Source organism: Rhodococcus sp. NPDC079359 (assembly GCF_040702585.1).
In the GTDB taxonomy this organism is placed as follows: Bacteria; Actinomycetota; Actinomycetes; order Mycobacteriales; family Mycobacteriaceae; genus Rhodococcoides.
In genome coordinates, this window is sequence record NZ_JBFBLH010000003.1 from 332,833 (window position 1) to 358,471 (window position 25,639).

Here is a 25,639-nt window from a genome sequence, read left to right on the forward strand (position 1 = left end):
CGGTCGGACATGAGCGAGACCAACGACTTCCGCCAGCTGCACGATTCGGTGCTCGACGAGCTCGGTCGCGACATCGTGAGCGGCGCGATCCCGAGCGGGACCCGAATCTCGGCCGACGACGTCGCCGTGCGGTTCACTGTGTCGCGGACCGTCGTCCGGGAAGTGGTTCGCGTCCTGGAATCGCTTGGGTTGCTCACCGTGCGTCGACGCGTGGGGATCACCGTGCAGGGCTCGCAGAACTGGAAGTCCCTGGACCCTGTGGTCATCCGCTGGCAACTGGCCGGGCCTGCCCGCGCCGAGCAGTTGCTGCTGCTCAGCGAATTACGTTCGGGGATCGAGCCTTTGGCAGCCAAGCTCGCTGCGCATCGAGCAACACCCGAGCAATGCGGCGCGCTGACGGCCGCCGTCATCGGAATGTCGTCGACGTCCCGGGCCGCGGACTCCGACGCCTACCTCGAACACGACAGCAATTTCCATCGCACGTTGCTCGCTGCCTCCGGCAACCCGATGTTGCGGTCGATGTCCGACATCGTGGTGGAGGTGCTCGCGGGCCGCACTCGCCACGCCCTGATGTCCCGCCAAGCCGACCCGGAGGCGATCCGACTGCACGGCGTGGTGGCGTCGTCGATCCAATCCGGCGACGCCGACGGCGCCCAGCGAGCGATGTTGGCCATCGTCACCAAGTCCGCCGCCTCGATGTCGGCGGCCTCCGGTGTGACTCCATCGCCCGGTCTGGTCCCCGACCAGCAGTGATACATCCCGCGCACAAAGCCAGGTACGCCGAGGCGGGGTTCATCGCCTAGATTCGACGGGTGACTGCTCTCGAATTGCCGCTCGAACTTCGCCGCGCGCTCGTTGGAGTGGCTCGGACTCCGCGTCTGCTCGTCGCGTCCGATTACGACGGCACCATGGCGCCGATCGTCTCCGACCCGCAGAAGGCCTTCCCGCACCCCGAGTCGGTCAGCGCCATGCGCGGACTCGCCTCCCTCGCCGGCACCAACGCCGCCGTCATCTCCGGACGTGCCCTCCGCGATCTCGCGATCCTCTCGCGCCTGCCGTCCGAGGTGCAGCTGGTGGGCAGCCACGGCAGCGAGTTCGACGCCGGATTCGTCAACGCCATCGACGAGAACGCCAAGAAGCTCCTCACCGTCATCACCGGCGAACTGCAGGCCATCGCCGACGCCCATCCCGGCGTCAGCATCGAGACCAAGCCGGCCAGCGTCGCGCTGCACGTCCGCAACGCCGAGACCGCCGCCGGTGACGAAGCGCTTGCAGCAGTGCGATCCGGTGCGGCGGCGCGGGACGGCGTTCAGGTCACCGAGGGCAAGTCCGTCATCGAGCTGGCGGTCATCGTCACCGACAAGGGCGTCGCCCTCGACATCCTTCGTCACCAGGAAGCCGCTACTGCCGCAGTCTTTTTCGGCGACGACGTCACAGACGAGAAGGCCTTCGGACACCTGCACGGGCCGGACATCGGCGTCAAGATCGGACCGGGAGACACGCTCGCGGAGTTCCGCATCGACAGCACCGAGCAGGTTGCGCTCGCCCTGGCATTCCTGCTCGAGGAGCGACGACAGTGGCTCTCGGGAGCCGACGCCCCGCGCATCGAACGACTGACGATGTTGGCCAGCCCCAATGCCGTTGCGCTGCTGACCCCCGACGCCGACGTCACCTGGCTGTGCCACCCCGAACCAGATTCCGCAGCCGTGTTCGCACACCTCCTCGGCGGCGATCAGGCCGGCCACTTCAGCGTCGGACCCACCCGCGCATCACTTCCACTGAGTCAGCAGTACGTGGACGGCACGATGACGGTGCAGACCAAGTGGGCCAGCCTGCAGGTCACCGACTACCTGCCGCACGACATCGGCCAGGGCCAGACCGCGCTGACCCGCGTCATCACCGGCAAGGCCACCGCCGTCGTGACGTTCGCGCCGCGTCCGGAGTTCGGAAAAGCCTGGGCCTCACTCGAACCCGATGTCGACGGCCTGCGCATTCTCGGTACGGCAGATCCGATGGTGCTGCGCAGTCCCGGCGTCACCTGGAACATCGTTTCCGACGGTTCGCAGCAGGCCGCGCACGCCGAGGTCGATCCCTCGAACGGGCCGATCGTTCTCGAATTGCGGCTCGGCACAGATGATCTGAGCGAGCACCCGTGGGACGAGGTGGAGCGTCGCCGCGCGTCGGAGGCGTACTGGAAGGACTGGGCCGACGGCCTGGACCTGCCGCCGCTCAAGCGCGATCTGATGAAACGATCGGCACTGACCCTCCGCGGCCTCGTCCACGCCGAGTCCGGCTCGATCATGGCCGCAGCCACCACCTCGCTACCCGAAGACATCGGCGGAGTGCGCAACTGGGACTACCGCTACTGCTGGCTGCGCGACGCCGCACTCACCGCAGCCGCGCTGGTCGACGTAGGGTCGACGGCCGAGGCCGAGAACTACCTCTCCTGGATTCACGGGGTACTCGAGTCGGTCTCCGGCCCCGAGCGTCTGCACCCGCTCTACACCATCTGGGGTCTCGGTCTACCGCCAGAGGCCGTCATCGACGAGCTGCCCGGCTATGCCGGCTCGCGTCCGGTGCGCGTGGGAAATGCTGCGAATCAACAGGTTCAGCTCGACGTCTTCGGCCCCATCGTCGAACTGGTCTCCGCCCTCGCCCACGCACGCAAGGCCAAGGGTTCCGAGAACGGCCTGTCCGACGACGATTGGGAACTCGTCCGCGCCATGGTCGAGGCCGTCGAGCGTCGCTGGTTCGAGCCCGACCACGGCATCTGGGAGATTCGAGACAACCCCCGGCACCACGTCTACTCCAAGGTGATGGGTTGGATCACCGTCGATCGCGCCATCGGTCTGGCCGAAACCTTCGGTCGCACAACAGAACCCGGTTGGGCATCGTTGCGCGATACCATCCGCGAGGAAGTACTCGCCAACGGCTGGAACGAAGAAGTGCAGTCCTTCACCGCCGCGTACGACGGCACCGACCTCGACGCCGCGACGCTGTTCATCGGATTGTCCGGACTGATCGACCCGGCCGACCCCCGCTTCGCGGCCACCGTCACTGCCACCGAGGCCGAACTGCGCAGCGGCTCGACGGTCTACCGCTACCGCCACGACGACGGTCTGCCCGGCGGCGAGGGCGGCTTCCACCTCTGCGCCGCCTGGCTCGTCGAGGCCTACCTACTGGTGGGACAACGCGCCGAGGCCGAGGCCCTGTTCGCCCAACTCGTCAGTGCCGCAGGCCCCACCGGACTGCTCAGTGAGGAATACGACCCCATCGCCGAACGATCACTCGGCAACCATCCCCAGGCCTACAGTCACCTGGGTCTACTGCGTTGCGCGAGATTGCTCAGCGTCTAGGGCTCACCCCAGCTGCGTCAATGGACCACTGCATACGTCTGACCGGTGCAGTGGTTCATTCACCCACTGGGGTCCGCTGCGTGGATGGCACCCTGCATACGTCTGAGCCGTGCAATGGTCCATTGACGCGAACGGGGGGGCGAACGGGCGAGGGGCAGCTCAGGCGATAGCGGGCGGTTGTTTCGGCGGCGGTCCTGCGGTTCGGCCGCGGAAGAGTTCGGTCGGCAATGTTTCGGCGGCGACGATGCCCGAGTGGGAGGACGAGAGCACCAGTTTTCCTGCTCGACGGCCTTTTTCCTCGGCGTCCTGGCGCACAGTGGTGAGGTTTTCGCGGATGGCGTCGGAGATGCCGTCGAATCCGGTGACCGAGAGTTGGCTCGGCACATCGATTCCGGAGACTCGGGCGAAGTTGAGTGCACCGAGGGCGATGACGTCGGTGGTGCACAGCAACGCCGTGGTTTCGCGGTTGGCCTGCAGTGCTTGGGCGGCGGCGGAGTGGCCTGAGCGAACGGTGTGGTCGAAGCGTTCGACCACGGTGAGGGTGTCGGGGTCGAGTCCTGCGTCGATCATGGCGGCCTGAACTCCGGCGATACGTTCGCGTTGGACGTGGAAGTGACTGTCCGCCAACCGCCCCGGGGGTACGACGCCATCGCGGCGGTCGCGTCCGAGCCGCATGCACAGTACCGCGAGGTGTTCGTGACCGAGCGCGATCAGATGTGCGGCAAGCATTTTCATCGCGCCGCGGTCGTCGATGGCGACGAGGGCGGCTTCGGGGATGTTGCGGGGCTGGTCGCACACGACGATCGGGAGGTGGCGCTCGCGCACGGCAGCGAGGTAGGGGTCGTCGTCGGCGACGGAGTAGACGACGAATCCGTCGACTCCGGCTTGTTGCACCACGGCAGCTGCTTGCACGTCGTCGCGTTCGGCTCCGGCGGGGATCAGCAGCAGGCCCTGTCCGGCGGCTTCGCAGGATTCGGCGAGTCCGGCGAGGAAGCTCATCGCGGCTGGGTCGCGGAAGGAGTAACTGAGTGCTTCGGTGAGGAGCAGCCCGATGGCGCCTGCTTTACGGGTGCGCAACGATCGGGCGACCGGGTCGGGACCGGCATACCCGCGGCGTTTCGCGGCTTGGAGCACGCGTTCGCGAAGCTCCGGGGAGAGCTGATCGGGTCGGTTGTAGGCGTTCGAGACAGTGGTGCGAGAAACCTTGAGCTCGGCAGCGATCGACGCCAACGTCGCCTGACGTCGCGGTTCGCTTGACCTGGCCATAACCGGGACGTTAGTCCCACAACGCTGCGCAGAGAAACTCGAGGTCGCGTTCATCCGATTCGATCCGCCACCCCACTGCGCGCTAGAGTACAACGGTAACGGTTTCCATTAGCGTCAAGTTCCGCTCATCAGGAGTACATCGATGTCGTCCAACCATCGCGCGTCCCGGACCAAGCTCACGGCCGTACTGGGCCTGACCTGCGCCGCAGCGCTCACGCTCAGCGCGTGCAGCTCCACCGAATCCGCGAGCACCGAATCCGCACCGGCCACCGCCGTCGACGGACCGATCACGATCGTTGCATCCACGAACGTGTGGGGAAGCGTCGCCGAGGCAGTCGCAGGCGACTTGGCGACAGTGACGTCGATCATCTCCGATCCCTCTGCCGACCCGCACTCCTACGAGGCCAGCCCGGCCGATGCTGCCGCCGTCGCCGAGGCGTCGCTGGTGGTCTACAACGGTGGCGGCTACGACGAGTTCATCGAGGACATCCTCGCCTCCGAGGGCCAGAACGTACCGTCCGTCGACGCTTTCACGCTGCTCGACGACAGCCATGATCACTCCTCCGACGAGCCCACCTCGGAAGCAGCAGCCGAACCGGCGAGCGAGGACGGCCACTCACACGGTGAGGTCAACGAGCACGTCTGGTACAACGCCGAGGTCGCCGCGCACACCGCCGAGGAGATCGCCGAGAAGCTCGGTCAGCTCGACCCCGACAACGCCGCGCAGTACACCGCCAACGCCGAGACCTTCCACGAGCAGGTGCACGCCATCACCGACGTGACGGCGCAGATCGCCGCCGATTTCCCGAACGCACCGGTTGCGCAGACCGAGCCGATCGCGCATTACCTCATCGAGGAATCCGATCTCGACGATCGCACTCCCGAGGACTTCAAGGATTCCATCGAGGAAGGCAACGATCCCTCGCCCGCTTCCATCGCTGCGACGCGAGATCTGTTCACGTCGAACTCGGTTCGCGCGTTGATCTACAACATCCAGACCGAGGATGCGGTCACCCAGGACATCCGTTCCACCAGCGAGGCGGCCGGCATCCCCGTCGTCGAGGTCACCGAGACGCTGCCTGCCGGCATGACGTACCTCGAATGGCAGACCAAGGCTGCAACGGATCTGCAGGCCGCGCTCACCACCGCCTCCTGACCCGAACCGGCGTGATGGAAAGCTGTAGTACATGCCTGCTGTAGAACTGCGCGATGCCGGACTGGCGTTCGGCGAGCGCACGCTGTGGCAGAACCTGGACCTGACGGTCGAGAAGGGTGAGTTCGTCGCCGTTCTCGGCCCCAACGGCTCGGGTAAGACCTCTCTGCTCAAGGTGTTGCTCGGCCAGAATCACCTCACGTCCGGCACGGCCGCGATCGACGGCAATCCCGTCCGTCGCGGCCAGTCGGGCGTCGGTTACATCCCCCAGCAACGCAACATCGACGACGATCTGCCGCTGCGCGGACGCGACCTCGTGGGCCTCGGCTGGGACGGCCATCGGTGGGGCATGGGCCTGCGCGGCATACGAAGGCGCAAGGAGACGGTGCAGCGAGCGATCGATCAGGTCGACGCCAACTCGTTCGCGGGTGCGCCGGTCGGCTCGATGTCCGGCGGTGAGCAGCAGCGACTGCGCATCGCCCAGGCACTCGTCGGCGATCCGTCGGTACTGCTGTGCGACGAGCCCCTGCTCAGCCTCGACCTCGCCAACCAATCTCTGGTCTCGAGCCTCATCGATCGCCGACGGCGGGAGCACGAGACCGCCGTGTTGTTCGTGACGCACGAGATCAACCCGATCCTCCCCCTCGTCGACCGCATCGTCTACATCGTCGACGGCCGGTTCCGCATCGGAACTCCCGAGGACGTCATGACCACCGAGGTCCTCTCGGAGCTCTACGGCACCGAGGTCGAGGTCCTGAAGGTCCGCGGCCGGCTCATCGTCGTCGGAACCGGCGATTCCATCGATGCGCTCGGCTCGGCCGGCGCACACCACCCACCCGTGCCGCACGACAGAGAAGACAAGGCATGAACGAGAAGGTTCTCGACGCATTCTCGAAGATGCTCGACTTCGACACCACCGCCAACCTGCTGACATACGACTTCGTCCAGCAGGCACTGATCGCCGCCGCCATTCTCGGGCTGCTCGCCGGTGCCCTCGGACCGTTGATCGTCAGCCGCCAGTGGGCGTTCGCCGTGCACGGATCCAGCGAACTCTCGCTCACCGGTGCGTCCGCAGCCCTGCTCGTCGGGATAACCGTGGGCCTCGGAGCCATCGTCGGATCCGTTGTCGCAGCGGTGATGTTCGCGCTGCTCGGCAGCAAGGCCCGCGACCGCGACTCGGTCATCGGCGTCATCATGTCCTTCGGCCTCGGCCTGTCGGTGCTGTTCATCTGGCTCTACCCCGGCCGAACCGGAACCAGCTTCTCGCTGCTCATCGGCCAGATCGTCGGCGTCGGACAGAGCGGTATCCAGCTGCTGCTGGTCTGCGCGGTGCTGGTACTGATCGTGCTGACCGTCGTCTACCGGCCGCTGCTGTTCGCCAGCACCGACCCCGAGGTGGCGCTGGCCCGCGGCGTTCCCGTTCGTGCCCTCTCGGTGGTGTTCGCCGTACTCGTCGGCGTCGCTTGTGCACTGGGCGTCCAGATCGTCGGCGCACTGCTGGTGCTCTCGCTGCTCATCACCCCGGCTGCCGCTGCCGCGCGAGTGACGGCCAGCCCGCTCAAGGCGACGCTGCTGTCCATTCTGTTCGCCGAGGTCGCCGCCGTCGGAGGCATCCTGCTCTCCCTCGCCCCCGGCCTGCCGGTGTCGACGTTCGTCACCACCATCTCCTTCGTCATCTACCTCGTCTGCCGCGCGATCGGCGGAACCCGCAAGGCCAATTCCGGACGGCTCGTCGCCGCCTAGGATGTCGAGGGTGACGTCCATCGATCTCAACGCCGATCTCGGCGAAAGCTACGGTGCATGGACTCTCGGCGACGACGACGTGATGCTCGCCCTGGTGTCGAGCGCCAACGTTGCGTGCGGCTTCCATGCCGGTGATCCCACCACTTTGCTGCGTACGTGCCGTTCCGCCTCGAACGCAGCCGTGCGGATCGGGGCGCAGGTGGGCTACCACGACCTGGCCGGGTTCGGCCGACGTTTTCTCGACGTCTCCCCCGCCGACCTCACCGCGGACGTGATCTATCAGATGGGTGCACTCGACGGCCTCGCCCAGGTCGCCGGATCGGCCATCGCCTACGTCAAACCACATGGGGCGCTGTACAACGCGATCGTGCACCATCACGGCCAGGCCAAGGCCGTCGTCGACGCCGTCCTGGCCTACGACCGCACGCTGCCGGTGCTCGGTCTCCCCGGTTCGATCTTCCTCGAAGAAGCCGAGCGAGCCGGACTGCGCACCGTCGCAGAGGCTTTCGCAGATCGTGCCTACACCCCGCAGGGAACGTTGGTGTCCCGCTCGGAACCCGGCGCGGTACTGTCCGATCCCGAGGCCGTCGCCCAGCGTGTGTTGACCATGATCACCGACGGCACCGTGCAGGCGGCAGACGGCTCGAGAATCGACGTTCGGGCCGAGTCGATCTGCCTGCACGGCGACTCCCCCGACGCGGTCGCGATGGCCACTGCCGTCTCGGAGTTGCTCCGCGCCAACGACATCGATATCACCGCTTTCGTCTGATGCGCATTCTCTCAGCCGGCGAGGGTGCAGCACTCGTCGAATTCGACGGACTGAACGAGACGATGGCGTATTACCGGGCGCTCACGCTGGACCCACCGGCCGGCGTCGTCGATCTGGTTCCCGCTGCTCGGACCGTGCTGGTGATGTTCGACGGGCCGAAGCAACCGACACTGGACTGGATCGCGGCAGTGACACCCGCCGCGACGCCCGATAGAGATCACTCGGAGACCGTCACGATCCCGGTGGTCTACGACGGCGAGGATATCGACGACGTCGCCCGTCTGACCGGGCTGTCCACCACGGACGTCGTTGCGGCACATACCGATCAGACGTGGACCGTTGCGTTCGGTGGTTTCGCACCCGGCTTCGGCTACCTCGTCGGCACCGATGAGCGGCTACACGTCCCGCGCCGCTCGTCGCCGCGCACCAGCGTCCCTGCCGGTTCGGTGGGCCTGGCAGGCGAATTCTCGGGCATCTACCCGCGGTCCTCGCCGGGCGGTTGGCAGCTGATCGGCCGCACCGACACACCACTCTGGAACCTCGACCGCGACCCACCGGCGCCGCTCCGGCCCGGCACCACCGTCCGATTCGAGCAGGCATGAGAGCCCTCACCGTTCTGCGGACGGGACCGCTGTGCACCGTGCAGGATCGCGGTCGCCCGGGGCATGCGTCGATCGGGGTCGGTCGCTCGGGGGCGGCAGAGCTGCTCTCGCACGATGCAGCGAACAGGCTGGTGGGCAACACTTCCGATGCCGCAACACTGGAAGTGACGTTCGGTGGACTGAAGGTCCGCGCCGAGTTCGACGCGATCGTGGCCGTCACCGGGGCGCAGGTGACCTGCCGAGTGGACGGCACAGAGCAGGGCCTGTTCTCGACCATCACGCTCCGTACCGGGCAGGAACTCGAACTGTCCCCACCCACGAGCGGTCTGCGCAGCTACCTGGCCGTGCGCGGCGGAATCGCCGTTGCTGCAGTCCTCGGCAGTCGGTCGACAGACACGATGTCCGGTCTCGGCCCGGCTGTGGTCTCCCCCGGTACCGCCCTGCCCGTCGGGAACGACAAAGCCGAGTGGCCTGCAGCAGAGTTCGTTCCACCGCCCGCGTGGCCCGACACACTGCGCATCACCTTCGGTCCACGTGCAGACTGGTTCACTGCACGCGCCCGATCGATTCTGCTCGAGCAGTCGTGGACCGTCACGCAGGATTCCGATCGCGTCGGAATCAGGCTGGACGGTGCCGAACCCTTGCGCCGCACGAAAGAGGACGAATTGGCCAGTGAGGGAATGGTTCTGGGTGCGCTTCAGGTTCCGCCGTCCGGGCAGCCGGTGCTGTTTCTCGCCGACCACCCCGTCACGGGCGGTTATCCGGTGATCGCGGTTGTCACTGCGGCAGACGTCTCCGCAGCCGCGCAGCTGACGCCGGGAACGCAGATACACTTCCGCGCTATCGGTTGATCCCGGCCGCACACAACCTCACACCCCTTTTCTCGACCTCACACACCCATTCAAGCGATAGCAGGGATGTGAGGTTTGCAGAAAGGGTGTGAGGTTCGCGCTTCAGCCGCGACGCTGCCGCGCGATGTCCGCCAATACGACGCCCGCCGCGACGGATGCGTTGAGCGATTCCACCGGTCCGGCCATCGGGATCGACAGGATGTGGTCGCAGGTCTCGCTGACCAGACGCGAGAGGCCCTTGCCCTCGGATCCGACGACGATGACCACCGGGCCCTTGCCGTCGAAGGTGTCGAGTTCGGTGTCGCCGCCTGCGTCGAGGCCGACGACGGTGACGCCCTTGGACTGCCAATCCTTCAGTGTGCGAGTCAGATTCACTGCGCGTGCGATGGGCAGGCGAGCCGCGGCACCGGCACTGGTTCGCCATGCCACCGCGGACACGCTCGCGCTGCGTCGCTGCGGGATCACGACGCCGTGGCCGCCAAACGCCGCCACCGATCGCACGACGGCACCCAGGTTGCGCGGGTCGGTGATGTTGTCGAGCGCGACGAGCAGCGCGGGTTCCTGGTGCGTGCGCGCGTTCGAGATCAGGTCGTCGGGGTGCGCGTAGCGATACGGCGGCACCTGCAGGGCCAGGCCCTGGTGCAATCCGTTGGCGCTGAGCTTGTCCAGATCGGAGCGGGGAACTTCGAGGATGGAGATCCGCGCATCACCTGCACGCTGCACGGCCTCCTTGAGTCGATCGTCGCTGTCGGTACCGACGGCAACCCACAGGGCCGTCGCGGGAACGCCCGCACGCAGGCACTCGACGACCGGGTTGCGACCGAGCACCACCTCGGGACCGTCCTCGGCCTTGCGTCCTGCCGGTCGTCCACCCGCGCGGCCACCGGTGCTGCCGCCGCGGTTCTGGGCAGACTTCTCGGCGAGCTTGGCCCGACGCGCGGCGGGGTGCTTGGTGCGCTCGGAGGCGGGAGGCGTCGCGCCGCGGCCTTCGAGACCCTTCCGACGCTTGCCGCCCGATCCGGCGACCTGCCCCTTCTTGGTGCCGTCCTTGCGGATCGCGCCGCGCCTACTCGAATTGCCTGCCATCACAAACCTGCTTCGTCGGTCTTGCTCGTACCCAGCGACCATTCGGGCCCGTTGGGTGTATCTGTCACGTCTACTCCGGCCTTGGCCAGTCTCGTCCGTATCTCGTCTGCGGCGGCCCAGTCCTTGGTCGCCTTCGCCGTTGCCCGACGCTCCAGCTCGGCCTCGACGAGGACGCCGAGGGCACCGAGAGCTGCTGCGTCGGAACCACTGTCGCTGGCCCAGTGCGGATCGAGTGGGTCCACGCCGAGGATGTCGAGCATCGCTCGGACGCTGCCTGCGTACTCCACCGCTGCCGGTAGGTCTCCGGATTCGAGCGCGGTGTTGCCGAGAGTGACGGTCGCGTGAATCTCGGCCAACGCCTTGGGAACTCCGAGGTCGTCGTCGAGAGCTTCGGCAAATCCGGCGGTCCACTTACCCAGCGGCACCTCGCCTGCACGTTCGACGGCTCGTCGAACGAACCCTTCGATACCCCGGTAGGTCACGGCCGCCGTTTCGAGCGCAGTGTCGGAGTACTCCAGCATCGAACGATAGTGCGCTCCACCGAGATAGAACCGAAGTTCCTGCGGCCGAACCTTTTTCAACACATTGGGTACCGAGAGCACGTTGCCGAGAGACTTCGACATCTTCTCGCCGCCCATCGTCACCCAGCCGTTGTGCAGCCAGTACCGAGAGAAGCCGTCACCGGCCGCCATGGACTGGGCCCGCTCGTTCTCGTGGTGCGGGAACACCAGATCCAGTCCACCGCAGTGGATGTCGAAATCCGACCCGAGGTAGTTCTCCGCCATCGCGGAGCATTCGAGGTGCCAGCCGGGCCGACCGGGGCCCCACGGCGTCGGCCACGACGGCTCACCCGGCTTCGCGCCCTTCCAGAGCGTGAAATCGCGAGGGTCGCGTTTGCCCTCGGCGACGCTCTCGCCCTGATGTACGTCGTCGAGCTTGTGGCCGGACAGCGCGCCGTAGCTCGGGAAGCTCTGCACGTCGAAGTAGACGTCACCGCACTCGTCGGCGTAGGCATGGCCGCGTTCGATCAGTCGCTCGATCATCTGGACCATCTGGGTGATGTGCCCGGTGGCGCGTGGCTCGGCCGACGGCGGAAGCACTCCGAGTCGGTCGTACGCCCAGGTGAAGGACCGCTCGTACGTCGCAGCCCATTCCCACCACGGCCGGCCTGCGTCGCGTGCCTTGCTGAGGATCTTGTCGTCGATGTCGGTGACGTTGCGGACGAAGGCGACGTCGTAGTCGTGCGCCAGCAACCAGCGACGTAGTACGTCGAACGCGACACCGCTGCGCACGTGACCGATGTGCGGTTCGCCCTGCACCGTCGCCCCACACAGGTACACCGATGCATGGCCAGGGACCAAGGGGGTGAATTCCCGCAGGGCCCTCGTCTCGGTGTCGTGTAGGTGAAGGGTCACGACCAGCAATGCTACCGGTGGTTTTACCTCGTCATGACAAGTGCGGTCGCGATGGCCGCGATTCCTTCGCCCCGACCGGTCAGCCCGAGCCCGTCGGTGGTGGTCGCAGACACCGATACCGGCGCACCGAGTACCCGCGAGAGCACTTCCTGGGCCTCGGCGCGGCGCGGTCCGATCTTGGGCCTGTTGCCGATGATCTGCACCGCAGCGTTGCCGATCGCAAATCCATCGGCGTAGAGCAGGCGTTTGACCTCGGTCAACATGGCAGCTCCGCTGACCCCGTCCCATTCCGGACGTCCCGTCCCGAACACCGATCCGAGATCGCCCAGTCCGGCCGCGGAGAGCAACGCGTCGCACAGGGCGTGGGATGCGACATCGCCGTCGGAATGCCCGTCGAGTCCGTCCGCGTCGTCGAACAGCAATCCGGCCAGCCAGCAGGGCCGGCCGGGGGCGATGGGGTGCACATCGGTACCGATGCCGACTCTCATGAATCGCCTCTCGTCAGGGCCTCGGCCAGCAGCAGATCGAGGGGGGTGGTGATCTTGAACGCGAGGGCGTCACCGACGATGGTGTGCACGGTCTCGCCGATGCGCTCGACCAGGCCCGCGTCGTCGGTGGAGATGTCGGTGGTCGCGTCGTACGCGCGGCGCAGGACGTCGGCGTCGAAGCCCTGCGGGGTCTGTACCGACCGCAGGCTCGCGCGGTCCGGGGTGCCAACCACTGCGCCCATGATGTCGACTTCCTTGACGGTGTCGACGACCGGGAGAACCGGGATGACGGCGGAGCGGCCGGCGCGCACCTCGGCCACGACACGGGCGATCAGCGTCGGTGGGGTGAGAGCGCGGGCGGCATCGTGGACGAGCACGACGGCTGCGTCGCCGACGGCGGCGAGACCGGCGCGCACCGAATCGGTGCGTTCGAGGCCTCCGGCAACAACGGTGACGTCGTCGCCGACATGACGGCGGGCCGCGTCGAGCAGCTCCGTCGGCACGATGACGACGATGCGGTCGACAGCACCCGAGGCCCGGAGGCCGTCGACGGACCGCGTCAGGAGAGAGTCCGTACCCAGACAGACGAATGCCTTCGGCTCGTCGTATCCGAGCCGAAGGCCTTTGCCTGCAGCGGGTACCAGGGCGACCACGTCGCCGGAAGTACCGTTCACTCTAAGAAGCTGTGGCGAGAACTTCGTCGAGCATGGTGTCGGCCTTGGCCTGGTCGGTTCCTTCGGCCAGTGCCAACTCGCCGACCAGAATCTGCCGTGCCTTGGCGAGCATGCGCTTCTCGCCTGCCGACAGTCCGCGGTCCTGCTCGCGTCGCCAGAGATCACGGACGACCTCGGCAACCTTGTTCACATCACCGGAAGCGAGCTTCTCCAGGTTGGCCTTGTACCGACGCGACCAGTTGGTGGGCTCTTCGGTGTGCGGCGCGCGGAGCACCTGAAAGACTTTGTCGAGACCTTCTTGCCCGACGACGTCGCGAACGCCTACGTACTCTGCGTTGTCCGCGGGAACTCGAACGGTGAGGTCGCCTTGCGCGACCTTGAGAACCAGATACTCTCTCGGTTCACCCTTGATGGTGCGTGTCTCTATCGCTTCGATCAGCGCCGCTCCGTGATGGGGGTAAACGACGGTGTCTCCGACCTTGAAAATCATGTGACAAGTGCCCCTTTCGATTTATCAAGAATACCACGGCCCATATCAACGGTGCAGGTCAGGGGCATAGCGGTGCCGAATCAGGGGTTGACACAGAGGATTCGACGTGTATCCGACGCCACATTTCCGGTCGGTTCGTTCCGCTGTCTCCACTCCCGACAGGCACCCTCACCTGGCGTCATCGGGCCCTCGGCAGACCCCACGAGCGGCCGGTGGACCAGAACTACTACTCTGCCTAGTGGACGAGAAGGACCGAGCCGGCCCGGCACCACATGGAGGACGACCGAAGTGACTGCAATCGACGCTGCGACACCGCTTGGCCGCCATCGCAGGACGGCCGCCGCCCTCGCTCTTCTCGCCGGTGGCGCGCTCGCCCTCACCGCGTGCGGCGCAGGTCAGATCTCCCAGACGGCCACTCAGGTCGCCGCGGTCAACGGTAACTCCGCCGACGTCGGAGACATCCAGCTCCGCAACGTGCACGTGGTGTACCCCACCTCCGAGGAATACAGCATCGAGCCCGGCGGCACCGTCGAGCTCGGCTTCACGGCCATCAACGCCAACACGAGTGTGGCCGACGAGCTGACCGGCATCTCCTCCCCCGAGGCACAGGTCACCATCGTCGACGAGGCGGAAGCGGGCAGCAACGAGATCGCGCCGCAGACCGCGCTCGGCGCAGGTTCGCCCGCAGACGTGCAGCTCGACGATCCGCTGCTGCCGATCCAGCTGATCAAGGTCGAGATGGCCGACATCTCCGAGAACGTTCGACCGGGCCTGACGCTGCCGGTCACGTTCGAGTTCGCGAACGCGGGCGAGGTCGTCGTCAACGTTCCCGTCGATGCCGGTATCGAGCTCGAGCGCGACCCGTCCGCGGTCACCGAGCACAGCGAAGGCGAATAACCGCCGCTCCGACCCTGTCGGTGCCGATCGTTAGGCTGCCGACGTGGTCAAACTGAAGTCGAGCTACCGCTGCTCTGCGTGCCGTCACTCGGTCTCGAAGTGGGTCGGTCGCTGTCCCGAATGCGGTGACTGGGGCTCGATGGAAGAGGTCCAGGCCACTGCGGCTCCGCTCGCGACGCGGGCAGGCGCATCGTCCCTTCGCTCGGGCGGCGGAGCCATGATTCCCAGCACGCCCGCTGCGGCTCTGACGACCATCAGCAGTGCCACCTCGCAGGCCAACACCACCGGAATCGACGAGTTCGATCGCGTGCTCGGGGGCGGGCTCGTTCCCGGTTCGGTCGTCCTCCTTGCCGGCGAACCCGGAGTCGGCAAATCGACGCTGCTGCTCGAGGTGGTGCACCGATGGGCCCGCTCGGCACCGGATCGACGCGCGCTCTACGTCACGGGCGAGGAGTCGGCGGGGCAGGTGCGGTTGCGTGCCGATCGCACCGGCGCGGTACACGAACGCGTCTTCCTCGCCGCCGAATCCGATCTCGCCACCGTCTTCGGCCACGTGGAGCAGGTCAAGCCCAGCCTGCTGATCGTCGATTCGGTTCAGACGATGCTCGCCGCGGACGTCGACGGCGTCATCGGCGGCGTCACCCAGGTTCGTGCCATCACCAGCGCGTTGACCACGCTGGCCAAGACCACCGGCGTCGCGGTACTGCTCGTCGGGCACGTCACCAAGGAAGGCGCGGTGGCCGGTCCGCGATCTCTCGAGCATCTCGTCGACGTGGTGCTCAACTTCGAGGGCGACAAGCACTCCACCCTGCGGATGATTCGGGGCGTCAAGAACCGGTTCGGGGCCTCCGACGAGGTGGGTTGCTTCGAGCTCCGCGAGACCGGCATCGTCGGCATCAGTGATCCGTCCGGGTTGTTCCTGCATCATCGGAACGACGCCGTGCCCGGCACTGCCGTCACCGTCACGATGGACGGCAAACGGCCGCTGTTGGCCGAGCTGCAAGCGTTGATCGTCGACACCACGATGCCATCGCCCCGGCGCGCGGTCAGCGGGCTCGATCACGCCCGCGTGGCGATGATCCTGGCCGTGCTGGAACGTCGCTGCGGCGTCAAGGTGTCCAAGGCGGAGGTCTACGCGGCGACGGTCGGTGGGATGCGCACCAGCGAACCGTCCGCCGATCTCGCGCTCGCCGCAGCGGTGGCCTCGGCGGTTCGCGATCAACCACTTCCCGCGGGCATGGTGATTCTGGGCGAAGTCGGCCTGGCCGGAGAGGTGCGCCGCGTCGCCGGGCTGGGTCGCCGTCTCGCCGAGGCCGCCCGATTGGGGTTCAACTACGCCATCGTCCCCGAGGACGCCGGTCCCATACCCGACGGCATCAAGGTCAAGACCGTCACCAACGTCGGCGAGGCGTTGACCTACACGCGTATGCGGCCCTTATGACACCGGGCGGTATTCTTCGTCCGACCGCCCGCGTGTAGCAGCGCAGTATCCTTTGTCTGCCTGCCTGCACGTGGCAGCGCAGTACTCTTTGTTCGCACGCACAGAAATCCGCAGCCCGAGCCGTAGCCGCTGCCAAGACACGAGGGGGTTGGCCGATGGAGGGCACCACGCCGTCCCCAGCGTTGCGCGAGACAATCGCCCGGCTCGCACCGGGAACCGCACTGCGCGACGGTCTCGAGCGAATTCTTCGCGGCCGCACCGGCGGGTTGATCGTCCTCGGCTACGACGAAGAGGTCGAGGCGATCTGCGACGGCGGGTTCGAGCTCGATGTCGAGTTCGCCCCCACCAGGCTGCGCGAATTGTCGAAAATGGATGGCGCAGTGGTGCTTTCGACCGACGGCAAGCGCATCGTCCGATCCAACGTCCAGCTGGTCCCCGACCACAAGATTCCCACCGTCGAATCCGGTACCCGGCACCGCGCCGCCGAGCGAACCGCCATGCAGACCGGCTATCCCGTCGTCTCGGTGAGCCAGTCGATGAGCATCGTCAGCGTCTACATCGGTGGCATCAGGCACGTCGTGGAAGGCTCGGCCACCATTCTCTCGCGCGCCAATCAGGCCGTCGCGACTCTCGAACGCTACAAGGCCCGGCTCGACGACAACACCCGTCAACTCTCGGTGGTGGAGATCGAGGACTTCGTGACACTGCGCGACGCCCTGACCGTCGCGCAGCGCCTCGAGATGGTGCGGCGAGTGTCGGTGGAGATCGAGCAGAACGTCCTCGAACTCGGCACGGACGGCCGCCAGCTCGCTCTTCAGCTCGAAGAGTTGTTGGGCGACAACGACGTCGATCGCCAACTGATCGTGCGTGACTACCTGGCCGGCAACGAACCGTCGAGCACCACCGGAGTGGAGAAAGCGCTCGCCGCTCTGGACAAGCTGACCGACGTCGACCTGCTGGATCTGACGACGCTGGCCCGCGCTTTCGGATATCCCGCGACCATAGAGGCCCTCGACACCCCGATGAGCCCCCGTGGGTACCGGGTGCTCACCCGAGTTCCGCGGTTGCAGTTCAGCCAGATTCACCGACTGGTCGGCGCGTTCGGCACTCTGCAGGGGTTGCTCGCGGCCACCGCAGCCGACCTGCAGTCCGTAGACGGTATCGGTGGACTCTGGGCTCGTCACATCCGCGAAGGCCTGTCCAGACTCGCCGAGGCCTCGATCTCGGGACCGTACGACTAGGACGCCTTCTTCGTTCCGGGGAGGAAGCCCGCGTCGATCACGGCCTTCACGTACGGTCGTGCGCTGGTGATCAACTGATCGGCGTCCTCGACGTCTCGCCATACGGCCGACGCCATCACGTCGGTCCGATCCTCGATGTGCCGGTCGAGAGCGAGTCCGTCCCCGGTCAACGTCTCGCCGTCCGCCGAGGTGGTGAGCAATCCGCGAGTGGCGAGTCGTTCTGCAGCAGAGCCCCATTCGCTTTCGGACCACTGCCGGGTCAGCTGCGTGATGCGCTTGCCGAGTGCTCGACGGCCGGGCTGCGGGGTCGTGCGGTCGGCCTCGTGGAAGACGGCGGCTTCCGTCGGGTCGAGTTCTGCGTCGATCAAGGCGGCGAGGTGACCGTCACCGCGCCACTCGCGTAGGACGGTGATCGAGTGCCAGAGCGCGAGATGCGGCACGTCGGGGTGCTCGGCCGAATGCCACGCTGCGGCGAGTGGCCGACCGGCGAACGAGGCTGCGTCGCCGATGACGCGGAGACGATCTGCGAGCTTGGCCAGGCCGGGGTCGGCGGCAAGTGAACCCAGCGCGGTGCCGAGGACGGAATCGAGCAGTGTCCACCGGCGATTCGACACCGAATCCAAACCGACGGCAACAGCGGCCGGCCAGGCGCGTTCGATGAGCACCGGGTTGAAGTTGTAGAACGCCGCTGCGACGACACTCGGCGCACACGGACCCATCGGGGCTGCCCGAGCCCCGACGTACCAGGCATGACCGTCGAGGCCGGTGTCCTCGTATGCCGCACCCAGTTCAGGGTTGAAGTACGCGGTGACGTGGAAGGGCTCGAATGTCTTGTAGGCGGAGCGGGCGAGTGCGGTCGAGGTGGTCATGAGATTCGACCGTACTCAGCCGGTGATGTTGAAGGGCTCCGGCACGCTCTTGAGCTCGCCGAGCTGGGCGATCGCCTGGTAAGCACCGACACCGACGGGAATGCGCTCTTCGCCGCAGCCGGGTACCGAGTTGGTGCCGGACCACTTGACGGTGAAGCCGGCCTGCTCGCCGGGCTTGAAGGTACGCAGATCCGACGCGGCATTGGGGAAGCAATCGACGTTGGACCAGATGCGCTGGTTGTCGAGGGTGTAGACGAGCGCCTGCTGCAACCCGGCACCGACGTCACGCTGGCATTCGGTGGAGCCGATGTTGGTGATGACCACGGTGAACACGGGCTCTTCACCCAGACGGTACGTGGCCTTCTCCGGCGTCACCTTGATTGCGAGCGATTGATCCGGGCACTGGTTGGAGATCACCGGGGCCGGAGCGCCGCTGGTGGTCGCAGCCGCTCCGCCACCGGCAGCAGAGTCGGTCGCCCCACCGGAGCCACCGGAGCCGCCGGATCCGCCCGCACCGTCGCCGGAGCCGCCCGAACCGCCGGAATCGGCGTCGGCGGCAGACGAGCTGGGTGACGGCAGGGCCGAAGTTGTTGCCGGAGCCGCAACGACGCCCGCGGGAGCAGCCTCGGTGTCGTCGGAACCGCCACTGAGCGAGGCGATGAACCACACGATCAATCCGAGGACGACAACGGCCGCACCGATGGCGAGAGCGCGGCGTCGCCAGTAGATTTCGGGAGGCAAAGGCCCGGTCGGTTCCAACACGAATCAACCGTATGCGGCCGAAGCCACGCTATCCCTGAGCCCACGCGGCGTGTCGCGTGGGCGACCTCACCGATGTTGGGGTTCGAGTCGGTTCAGGCGGGCATTTCGCCGATGTCGCCGATGACCTCACGCAACTGCGCATGACCCTTCGACAGCTGGTAGGTGAGGCCGACGATCGCGAGTTCCCCGGCTTCGACCTTCTCGGCGACGATCCGCGAACGTTGCATCAGCAGATTGCCGGTCTCCTCGACGTGGCGTGCCTCGAACTCGTCGACGGCCTGGTAGCCGTCGCGGCGGGCCGAGAGCACCGACGGGGTGACGCGTTCGACGACGTCGCGGATGTAGCCGCCGGGCACGTCACCACTCTCGAGGGCGTCGACGGTCGCCTTGACTGCACCGCAGTGATCGTGGCCGAGCACCACGATCAGCGGCGCGTTCAGCACAGCAACGCCGTACTCGATGGAGCCGAGCACCGCGGAGTCCACCACGTGACCGGCGGTACGCACGACGAACATGTCGCCGAGGCCCTGGTCGAAGATGATCTCCGCAGCAACACGGGAGTCGGCGCAGCCGAAGAGGATGGCACTGGGGTGCTGAGCACTCTCGAGGCGGGCACGATCCTCGATGCCCTGCGACGGGTGCAGGACCTCTCCGGAGACAAACCGTTGGTTGCCTTCCTTGAGGGACTTCCAGGCAGCGATCGGATTCGAAGCAGGCATGGGTCTCATTGTGCACGTGGATCGAGTTACCGGCGAGTCGGGTTGACTACTGTTGGGACCGATCACAGACACGACGAGAAGGGCGACCAGTTGCCGATCGATGCCGACGCTCTGCTCGGGTGGTTCGACACCGACGGACGCGATCTGCCGTGGCGACGACCCGGCGTCAGCGCATGGCAGATCCTGATGAGCGAGATCATGCTGCAGCAGACACCGGTGGTGCGGGTCGCGCCCATCTGGGAGCAGTGGGTGCAGCGTTGGCCGGTCCCGTCTGCGATGGCCGCGTCCTCTCAGGCCGAGGTGCTCCGTGCGTGGGGCAAGTTGGGCTATCCGCGTCGAGCACTGCGATTGCACGAGTGCTCCCGCGTGCTCGCCGAGGAGTACGGCGATGAGGTGCCGACAGACGTGGAGACGCTATTGAGCCTGCCCGGCATCGGTGCGTACACCGCCAGAGCGGTAGCGTGTTTCGCCTACGGCCAGCGAGTTCCGGTGGTCGACACCAATGTTCGACGCGTCGTCGCGCGTGCGTTGCACGGCAACGCCGAGCCTGGAAATCCATCCACGACAAGGGATCTCGCCGACGTCGAACAGCTGCTCCCGGAGAGCGTCCCGCGGGCCGCCCGCTACTCGGCGGCGTTGATGGAACTGGGTGCACTGATCTGCACGGCAAAGAATCCGGCATGCCTGCTGTGCCCGCTCCCCGAGTGCGCCTGGATCGAGGCAGGTAGGCCCGCGCACACCGGCCCGGCCAAGAAGGTCCAGAAGTTCGCAGGCACGGATCGTCAGGTTCGAGGCAAGCTCATGTCGGTGCTACGCGAGAGCACCGGCCCCGTCGAGCGGGCACAACTCGACATCGTCTGGCCCACCGACCCGACTCAACGCGACCGAGCTCTCGATTCACTGCTGACCGACGGCTTGATCGAACAGACGGAGTCGGGATTGTTCGCCCTCGCAGGTGAGGGTTCGGACGGCTGAATCTTCGCTACCGAGCGAGAAATTCGACGAGAGTCGCGTTGACGGCGTCGGGGCGTTCGAGGTAGCCGAAATGACCGGTATCGGCGATTTCGACGTATCGAGCACCAGGTATAGCGTCGGCGACGTCGCGGCACTGCTGCACGGGGATCATGCGGTCGTCGGCGAATCCGATCACCAGAGATTTCGCCCTGATTGCCCGGTATGCAGCCAATCGGTCTGTCCCCGCTCGCATTTCGAGTCCGATCTGCGCTCGCATGCCCGCCGTCTTCTTGCCGCCCGAGTATTCGAGGATCGCCAGCCAGTCACCGATCGCGCTGTCGTCGGCCAGCGTCTTGGGCGAGAAGTTCTGCATTGCAGTCATCGCAGCCCGGTACGACGCGGGTAGTTCGACCCCGGCGTCGTGAAGGTCCTTCTCGCCCTTCGACATCTGCGCACGAAAGGTGGTGGTCTTGCCGAACGTGGCCATCATCACTGCATGCGACACCAGATCCGGCCTGGCCAAGGCCAATTCCTGGGTAACGCGGGCACCCATGGAGGTGCCGACGACGCGTGCTGCGCCGCCACCGAGGTGCTCGACGAGGGCAGCGGTGTCGGCGACCAGGTCGTCGAGTGTCATCCCGCTCGCACACTCGGAAGACGGTGCGATACCGCGATTGTCGAACGTGACGACCCGGTACCCCTGCTTCACCAGGACCGGGACCTGATGGGTTCGCCAGACTCGTCCTGGGCTACCGGTGCCCATCACCAACACCACGAGCGGGCCGTCGCCGGTGACGTCGTAGTTGAGGTCGATTCCGTTGAGCTTCGCGAGCGGCATTCGGATCATCTTAGTGCGCGCAGGAACTCCTCGACCGCCGTGCGATACCGCTCGGGAGCCTCGTCGTGAATCAGATGGCCCGCCTTCTCGATCCGAATGTGAGTCGATTCGGGCTTGTCCGAGTGCATCTGCTGCATCTGGCCGGCCGGGGTGATGGTGTGCTCACCTTCGATCAGCAACACCGGAGCGGCGACGGCCTCCCACTCGCCCCAGAAGTGCCGCGTCCCCCATTCCTGCGAGATCGCCTCGAAGAAGTCCACCTCGCCGTGCAATCGCCAGCCGTCTTCGCTGCGAACGAAAGAGTCCAGAAAATATTGTCCCGCAACATCTCCGAAGAATGCGAGTACTGCGTCGGCGTCGGGAAAGGGCTGGGGCCAGGCCCGCATCATGGCGGCCCAGTCGCCTGCGGTGCGGCCCCGAAAGTCCGGGGCGATGTCCTCGACCACGAGCCCAGTTACGAGGTCGGGTCGCTGCGCGGCCGCACACCACCCGTGCAGTGCGCCCATCGAATGACCGATCAGCACGCTGGGACCCAGCCGGTCGAGATGCTCGAGCAGGTCGGCCACGAAGTACTCGGTGGTGGGCTCCGGCGGCGGAGGGCGACGATGCCCCGGTGCGTCGTAGGTGTGCACGTGCCCGAATTCTCGAAGCCACGGAACCTGCCTACGCCAGGTGGCAGCACTGCCCATCAGCCCGTGCAGCAGCAGAATCGAACGGCCGGATCCACCCTCGTCGTAGAGCATCACCGCCGAGCATAACGGCGGAGTAATCTCGCGAGCATGGCCATTGTGAAGATCAATGCGATCGACGTACCCGAGGGCGCAGGCCCCGAACTAGAGAAGCGCTTCGCCGCGCGCGCCGGGTCGGTCGACGGCTCCCCCGGCTTCCTCGGGTTCCAACTGCTGCGGCCAGTCAAGGGCGAAACGCGCTACTTCGTCGTCACCCAGTGGGAGAACGAGGAGTCGTTCCAGGCGTGGTCGGCAGGACCGTCGCGGGAGGCTCATGCCGGTGCCCGTTCCCCGAAGCCGGTGTCGTCCGGAGCGTCGCTGCTCGAATTCGAGGTCGTATTGGACGTGCCTGCTTCTTCGTGACGCCGCTCAGATGTGTTGGCGCGCGAGCTTCCACTCGAGTTTCGTCGGCATCTCCGAATCCAGTTTTTTCACGGCATCGGCCAGGAATTCAGCGGGCATCGGTCTTCCCAGGAAGTAGCCCTGGGCACCGTCGCAGCCGAGTTCGCGAAGCGCATCCAGCGTGCCCGCGTCCTCGACCCCCTCTGCCATGACCCGTACCCCGAGGCTTCGAGCCAGGTCGATGGTCGAGCGCACGATCGACGCGTCGGTGTCGTCGGTGTTCATCTTCGACACGAACGAGCGGTCGATCTTGAGAGTCTGCACCGGCAGACTCTGCAGATAGGCCAGCGAGCTGTAGCCAGTGCCGTAGTCGTCGATCGCGATGGTGACGCCGAGGCCACGCAGAGACGTCAGCGCATTCACCGAACGCACCGGATCGGTCATCGCAGTCGTCTCGGTGACCTCGAATTCCAAGGCATGAGCGGGAACCGCGTATTTCGCCAGCGCCGCTGCGACCTGCTCGGTGAGTGTCTCGTCGAGTAGGTTTCTCACCGAAAGATTCACCGACACAGACAGATCGACACCGCGTCGACGCAATTCGCTGCACTGTGCCAAGGCCTCGTCCAGCACGAGCGCGGTGATGGCGGGCAACATGCCGGTGCGCTCGGCGTCGGGCAGAAACATCGAGGGTCCGATCAGGCCCTCACGCGGGTGCTGCCACCGCAGCAACGCCTCGACGCGGTCCACGCTGCCGGATTCCAGATCCAGGCACGGCTGAAAGAACACTCGAAGCTGGTGGTCACGAATGGCTGTGTCGAGTTCACCCAGCAACCGCATCTGATCGTGGCGGTCGCGATCCATGTCGGGTTCGTAGCGGCCGACTCGAGTGTGGCCGGCCTTCGCGGCCGTCAACGCCACGTGGGCGCGCTGAAGCATCGCCTCACCGTCGACCGGATTGGCCTCCGGATTCTCGATGCCGCTTCGACTGACGTCCGGCTCCTCGGTCGACGCGATTCCGACGACCGCGTCGAGTGCAACGTTGATGTCGTGCACGAACATCGTTCTGCTGACTGCGAATTGGAGCCGCTCAGCGGTATCCGACACGTCGATCTGGGCGGGACGCCGACGCATGGCGACGACGAACTGATCCCCACCGAGCCGACCCACCAGGTCATCGGATCGCACCGATGCGACCAGACGGTGACCGATCTCGCGCAGCACACTGTCTCCCACGCTGTACCCGAAGGTCTCGTTGATCTGGGCGAAGCGATCGATGTCCACCACGAGCGTGAAGACGTCCGACTCACCACGCGTGGCGAGCATCGTGTCCAACCGCTCTCGGAGCAGCCGTCGACTGGCCAGTCCGGTGACCGCGTCCGTGCGAGCCACGTCCTCGAGCACTGCGGCCTGCAGGCGCAGCGTGGTCAGGAAGCACGCCATGCGGCACCCGACGAGGGCGATGACCAAGGCCGACGAGGCCACGATCACCCAACCCCACTGATCGACGGGTATCCCACGGGCCAACTGAACAGCCATCACGAAGGGCGTCACGGCGACCGCGACACTGAGTCCGAGAAATCTCACGCGCCCGAATCTGAACGGGCTGGACCGGTCCACACGCGAGACCGTTCTTTCCGGAATGTGCAGGGCGATCACCCCGAAACACACGTAGGCCGCCAGCCACAGCGTGTTCAGGAGAGTCGAACGGTAGAGCTCGTGGCTGCCGACCGCCGCATAGGACGCGAAATCGGCAGCCACGAGCAACACCACTCCCGCCGTGGCTGCCAGGAACGGCACCGTGGTCGCCCGGGTCAGCAGGTACAGACTGCCGACGAGCGTCAGCAGAAATGCGTCGACGGTGAGGTAGATCGTGGCCGGCCACAGTTCCAGCGCCGACGAAAACGACCACGACGAACCGTCGGAGATGACGAAGACCCAGGTGGCGAGGCCGAAGCCGACTGCAACCACCAGACATTCGAGGAGCTCCTCGATCCCGAACACGAGCCCGTTCTCGTCGGCGGCTCGGGCGAAGCCGATGGCGATCACCAGATAGCCGATCAGGTAGAAGACGTCGGACGAGGAGAACGTCGATACTCGGCCGCCGCCGACCTGCGCCATCGACACCAACGCGTCGCCGATGCCCCAGGAGCCGACACCGACGGCCATGTACTTCCAGGTCCGCTTGTCCGGACCGGGTTCCCGACGGTAGCGGTACACGAACGCAGCGACTGTGGCCAGGAGCACGATTGCGTACAACGCACTCTGGGGTATTCCCGAAGGGGCAATTGCGTACGCCGCCACGGCGAGTGCACCGAGGCCCAGGAAGCGCGTCCACAACATGGTGGGGCTGATCCTTCCTAGGCCGGTCGGTGCATACCCCGAACGTACGCATCAGCCGATCGAACCCGACGTTTGATCACGATTCGTTGCTGATCCACCCTGCAGATGGGTCGAGAAACGAACTATTTCAAACCTGACGATTGTTCGCCAGTCTCACTTCGGGCGGTTTGTCCGTTCAGCCCTCGAGAGCCGCGTCCAGTGTGATGTCCACGCCGGTGAGAGCCTTGCTGACAGGACAAGTTTCTTTTGCCGCCTGAGCCGCTTTGGCGAAGCCGTCGGCGTCGAGACCCTCGACCTCGCCCCGCACGGTCAGCTTGATGCCGGTCAGCTTGAAACCCGGCTCGTCGGGCCCCAGCGAGACATCGGCGGTGACCTCGAGGCTCTGCGGGGTGCCGCCCGCCTCCGCGATCAACGCCGACAACTGCATCGCGTAGCAGCTCGAATGAGCCGCGGCGATCAGTTCCTCGGGACTGGTGGTGCCGTCTGCGTTCTCGGCGGCGCGCTTGGGAAACGACACATCGAAAGTCGCTGCGCCGGAACTGGACAGCTCCACCTGACCGGAACCCTGTTCCAGCGTTCCGTTCCAAGCTGTGCGTGAGGTGCGAGTTGGCATCG

General features: G+C 66.2%; 26 protein-coding genes. 13 read left to right on the plus strand and 13 right to left on the minus strand.

All coding sequences use genetic code 11. The features are described from left to right. The first annotated feature begins 9 nt into the window (after nucleotides 1-9). Nucleotides 10-753, plus strand: coding sequence for an FCD domain-containing protein (locus AB0362_RS09900; protein WP_317809642.1), 744 nt, complete (start codon nucleotides 10-12; stop codon nucleotides 751-753). Between the two features lie 59 nt (nucleotides 754-812). Then, entirely contained in the window at nucleotides 813-3,356 is a 2,544-nt protein-coding gene (otsB, locus tag AB0362_RS09905) for a trehalose-phosphatase (protein WP_317809639.1), read from the plus strand. 159 nt (nucleotides 3,357-3,515) lie between these two features. Here otsB and AB0362_RS09910 read toward each other — a convergent pair whose 3' ends face one another. Beyond that, nucleotides 3,516-4,622: a LacI family DNA-binding transcriptional regulator gene (locus AB0362_RS09910; RefSeq protein WP_068053785.1), complete on the minus strand. Its 1,107-nt coding sequence runs from the start codon at nucleotides 4,620-4,622 to the stop codon at nucleotides 3,516-3,518. 142 nt (nucleotides 4,623-4,764) lie between these two features. On the opposite strand from AB0362_RS09910, the gene AB0362_RS09915 reads away from it, so the two are divergent. From AB0362_RS09915 to AB0362_RS09940, 6 genes are read left to right on the plus strand one after another with little or no spacing between them, the layout of a single operon-like run. Continuing rightward, a complete protein-coding gene (locus AB0362_RS09915) occupies nucleotides 4,765-5,778 on the plus strand; it encodes a zinc ABC transporter substrate-binding protein (protein WP_068053783.1) in 1,014 nt (337 codons plus the stop codon). A gap of 31 nt (nucleotides 5,779-5,809) precedes the next feature. Further along, nucleotides 5,810-6,643, plus strand: coding sequence for a metal ABC transporter ATP-binding protein (locus AB0362_RS09920; RefSeq protein ID WP_094640928.1), 834 nt, complete (start codon nucleotides 5,810-5,812; stop codon nucleotides 6,641-6,643). After that, nucleotides 6,640-7,518 carry a metal ABC transporter permease gene (locus AB0362_RS09925; protein ID WP_068053774.1) on the plus strand — a complete coding sequence of 293 codons (879 nt, stop codon included), beginning with the start codon at nucleotides 6,640-6,642 and terminating at the stop codon, nucleotides 7,516-7,518. Before AB0362_RS09920 ends, AB0362_RS09925 begins: the two co-directional genes overlap by 4 nt. A 10-nt stretch (nucleotides 7,519-7,528) precedes the next feature. Further along, entirely contained in the window at nucleotides 7,529-8,287 is a 759-nt protein-coding gene (locus AB0362_RS09930) for a 5-oxoprolinase subunit PxpA (RefSeq protein WP_366235511.1), read from the plus strand. Continuing rightward, the gene (gene pxpB, locus AB0362_RS09935) at nucleotides 8,287-8,889 is read left to right on the plus strand and encodes a 5-oxoprolinase subunit PxpB (protein WP_366235512.1); all 603 of its coding nucleotides are present in this window, start codon (nucleotides 8,287-8,289) and stop codon (nucleotides 8,887-8,889) included. Before AB0362_RS09930 ends, pxpB begins: the two co-directional genes overlap by 1 nt. Continuing rightward, nucleotides 8,886-9,740 carry a biotin-dependent carboxyltransferase family protein gene (locus tag AB0362_RS09940; protein WP_366235513.1) on the plus strand — a complete coding sequence of 285 codons (855 nt, stop codon included), beginning with the start codon at nucleotides 8,886-8,888 and terminating at the stop codon, nucleotides 9,738-9,740. The genes pxpB and AB0362_RS09940 overlap by 4 nt, the downstream gene beginning before the upstream one ends. Nucleotides 9,741-9,842: 102 nt before the next feature. On the opposite strand, the gene rlmB is transcribed toward AB0362_RS09940, so the two are convergent. The 5 genes from rlmB to AB0362_RS09965 are packed head-to-tail and all read right to left on the minus strand — an operon-like array spanning nucleotide 9,843 to nucleotide 13,893. After that, nucleotides 9,843-10,826: a 23S rRNA (guanosine(2251)-2'-O)-methyltransferase RlmB gene (gene rlmB, locus AB0362_RS09945; RefSeq protein WP_032397190.1), complete on the minus strand. Its 984-nt coding sequence runs from the start codon at nucleotides 10,824-10,826 to the stop codon at nucleotides 9,843-9,845. After that, entirely contained in the window at nucleotides 10,826-12,241 is a 1,416-nt protein-coding gene (gene cysS, locus AB0362_RS09950; RefSeq protein ID WP_300518773.1) for a cysteine--tRNA ligase, read from the minus strand. Before cysS ends, rlmB begins: the two co-directional genes overlap by 1 nt. A 23-nt stretch (nucleotides 12,242-12,264) precedes the next feature. Continuing rightward, complete coding sequence (gene ispF, locus AB0362_RS09955) at nucleotides 12,265-12,729, minus strand: 2-C-methyl-D-erythritol 2,4-cyclodiphosphate synthase (RefSeq protein ID WP_300518776.1); 465 nt, start codon at nucleotides 12,727-12,729, stop codon at nucleotides 12,265-12,267. Continuing rightward, entirely contained in the window at nucleotides 12,726-13,403 is a 678-nt protein-coding gene (gene ispD, locus AB0362_RS09960) for a 2-C-methyl-D-erythritol 4-phosphate cytidylyltransferase (protein ID WP_149406475.1), read from the minus strand. Before ispD ends, ispF begins: the two co-directional genes overlap by 4 nt. Nucleotide 13,404: 1 nt before the next feature. After that, complete coding sequence (locus tag AB0362_RS09965; RefSeq protein WP_027494344.1) at nucleotides 13,405-13,893, minus strand: CarD family transcriptional regulator; 489 nt, start codon at nucleotides 13,891-13,893, stop codon at nucleotides 13,405-13,407. A gap of 288 nt (nucleotides 13,894-14,181) precedes the next feature. On the opposite strand from AB0362_RS09965, the gene AB0362_RS09970 reads away from it, so the two are divergent. The 3 genes from AB0362_RS09970 (at nucleotide 14,182) to disA (ending at nucleotide 17,472) form a co-directional block, all read left to right on the plus strand. Beyond that, nucleotides 14,182-14,790: a hypothetical protein gene (locus AB0362_RS09970; RefSeq protein WP_068053749.1), complete on the plus strand. Its 609-nt coding sequence runs from the start codon at nucleotides 14,182-14,184 to the stop codon at nucleotides 14,788-14,790. A gap of 43 nt (nucleotides 14,791-14,833) precedes the next feature. Beyond that, nucleotides 14,834-16,231 (plus strand): DNA repair protein RadA, encoded by a 1,398-nt coding sequence (radA, locus tag AB0362_RS09975; RefSeq protein WP_366235516.1) that lies wholly within the window; start codon nucleotides 14,834-14,836, stop codon nucleotides 16,229-16,231. Between the two features lie 155 nt (nucleotides 16,232-16,386). Further along, nucleotides 16,387-17,472: a DNA integrity scanning diadenylate cyclase DisA gene (disA, locus tag AB0362_RS09980; RefSeq protein WP_037195049.1), complete on the plus strand. Its 1,086-nt coding sequence runs from the start codon at nucleotides 16,387-16,389 to the stop codon at nucleotides 17,470-17,472. Here disA and AB0362_RS09985 read toward each other — a convergent pair. From AB0362_RS09985 to AB0362_RS09995, 3 genes are all read right to left on the minus strand, one after another. After that, nucleotides 17,469-18,341, minus strand: a complete 873-nt coding sequence (locus AB0362_RS09985; RefSeq protein ID WP_366235517.1) for a hypothetical protein — start codon at nucleotides 18,339-18,341, stop codon at nucleotides 17,469-17,471. The genes disA and AB0362_RS09985 overlap by 4 nt on opposite strands. A 15-nt stretch (nucleotides 18,342-18,356) precedes the next feature. Next, nucleotides 18,357-19,103: a hypothetical protein gene (locus AB0362_RS09990; RefSeq protein WP_366235519.1), complete on the minus strand. Its 747-nt coding sequence runs from the start codon at nucleotides 19,101-19,103 to the stop codon at nucleotides 18,357-18,359. A gap of 92 nt (nucleotides 19,104-19,195) precedes the next feature. Continuing rightward, entirely contained in the window at nucleotides 19,196-19,822 is a 627-nt protein-coding gene (locus tag AB0362_RS09995) for a carbonic anhydrase (RefSeq protein ID WP_068053727.1), read from the minus strand. A gap of 90 nt (nucleotides 19,823-19,912) precedes the next feature. Between AB0362_RS09995 and AB0362_RS10000 the strand changes: the two genes are divergently transcribed. Continuing rightward, nucleotides 19,913-20,797, plus strand: coding sequence for an A/G-specific adenine glycosylase (locus AB0362_RS10000; protein WP_366235627.1), 885 nt, complete (start codon nucleotides 19,913-19,915; stop codon nucleotides 20,795-20,797). A gap of 7 nt (nucleotides 20,798-20,804) precedes the next feature. Here the strand turns inward: AB0362_RS10000 and AB0362_RS10005 are convergent, their stop codons facing one another. Both AB0362_RS10005 and AB0362_RS10010 read right to left on the minus strand, forming a co-directional pair. Further along, nucleotides 20,805-21,614 carry an alpha/beta hydrolase gene (locus AB0362_RS10005; RefSeq protein ID WP_317533891.1) on the minus strand — a complete coding sequence of 270 codons (810 nt, stop codon included), beginning with the start codon at nucleotides 21,612-21,614 and terminating at the stop codon, nucleotides 20,805-20,807. Between the two features lie 5 nt (nucleotides 21,615-21,619). After that, nucleotides 21,620-22,357, minus strand: coding sequence for an alpha/beta hydrolase (locus AB0362_RS10010; RefSeq protein WP_317549812.1), 738 nt, complete (start codon nucleotides 22,355-22,357; stop codon nucleotides 21,620-21,622). A gap of 36 nt (nucleotides 22,358-22,393) precedes the next feature. Here AB0362_RS10010 and AB0362_RS10015 point away from each other — a divergent pair, with 36 nt between their 5' ends. Further along, entirely contained in the window at nucleotides 22,394-22,705 is a 312-nt protein-coding gene (locus AB0362_RS10015) for an antibiotic biosynthesis monooxygenase (protein ID WP_317549813.1), read from the plus strand. Between the two features lie 6 nt (nucleotides 22,706-22,711). On the opposite strand, the gene AB0362_RS10020 is transcribed toward AB0362_RS10015, so the two are convergent. Then, nucleotides 22,712-25,024 (minus strand): bifunctional diguanylate cyclase/phosphodiesterase, encoded by a 2,313-nt coding sequence (locus AB0362_RS10020; RefSeq protein WP_317549814.1) that lies wholly within the window; start codon nucleotides 25,022-25,024, stop codon nucleotides 22,712-22,714. 175 nt (nucleotides 25,025-25,199) lie between these two features. Next, nucleotides 25,200-25,637, minus strand: coding sequence for an OsmC family protein (locus AB0362_RS10025; protein WP_068053702.1), 438 nt, complete (start codon nucleotides 25,635-25,637; stop codon nucleotides 25,200-25,202). Nucleotides 25,638-25,639: the final 2 nt, after the last annotated feature.